Source organism: Acinetobacter sp. SK-43, from assembly GCF_015351505.1.
GTDB classification, from domain to species: Bacteria; Pseudomonadota; Gammaproteobacteria; order Pseudomonadales; family Moraxellaceae; genus Acinetobacter; species Acinetobacter junii.
This window is the reverse complement of sequence record NZ_JADKPY010000072.1, coordinates 1-757: the sequence shown is the minus strand read 5'-3', so window position 1 is coordinate 757 and position 757 is coordinate 1. Positions and strand designations below refer to the sequence as shown.

Annotated in this window: 1 pseudogene and 1 other annotated feature; the pseudogene reads right to left on the bottom strand. The window is 42.3% G+C overall.

Going from position 1 to position 757, the window contains the following annotated elements:
- Positions 1-757: pseudogene (locus IRT38_RS13605) on the bottom strand (IS3 family transposase); the annotation flags it as partial.
- Positions 642-757: a sequence feature (AL1L pseudoknot), on the bottom strand. This feature is flagged as partial in the annotation. (Overlaps the previous pseudogene by 116 nt.)

Genomic DNA, 757 nt, shown 5'->3' with positions numbered 1-757 from the left:
TGTTTCAGCCAAAGCATTATCGTATGAATCACCAGTCGTACCGACTGATGCTCTTAAATTTGCTGCTTCTAAACGATTGGTATAGCGAATAGAAAGATATTGCACACCTCTGTCGGAATGGTGAATCACGTTCTTTGGCATGCCTCGATCATGCAATGCCTGCTCCAATGCATCGAGCACCATATCTGTATTCATTCGTGTAGATACTTTCCATCCAACAATGGCTCGTGAGAACACATCAATAATAAATGCGGTGTAGACCCAGCCAGAATTGGTTTGAATATACGTAAAGTCACTGACCTGAGAAGCATTGCTTCGCAAGGGTCAGCTCGATCAGCACTAAAATTCCGTTTCACTAAATCATCTGCTCGTTTTTGATCATCTCGGCTGCGGGTAGTTTGTTTGTTCTTACCACGCCAAACACCTTGTATATCTAGCTTTTTCATCAATCGAGCAACTGTACAACGTGCAATAACATAGCCTTCACGTTTCAATTTTTGCCAAACTTTACGTACACCATATCGACCTAAACTTTCTTTCCAAATACGTTTGAATTGCTCTGCATGATGTAAATCATGCAGAGCACGTTTCGCTCGATGTTCTGGGTTATCAACGAGATCTAAAGCCCGATAATAGGTCGAAGCTGCAATCGGTAAAATTCTACAAATCGCTTCAACGCCATATCGATCTTTATTGTGATGGATAAAATCCACCATTATTTGTGTGGGCGGTCGAGCTCCGCCTCGGCAAAAAAAGC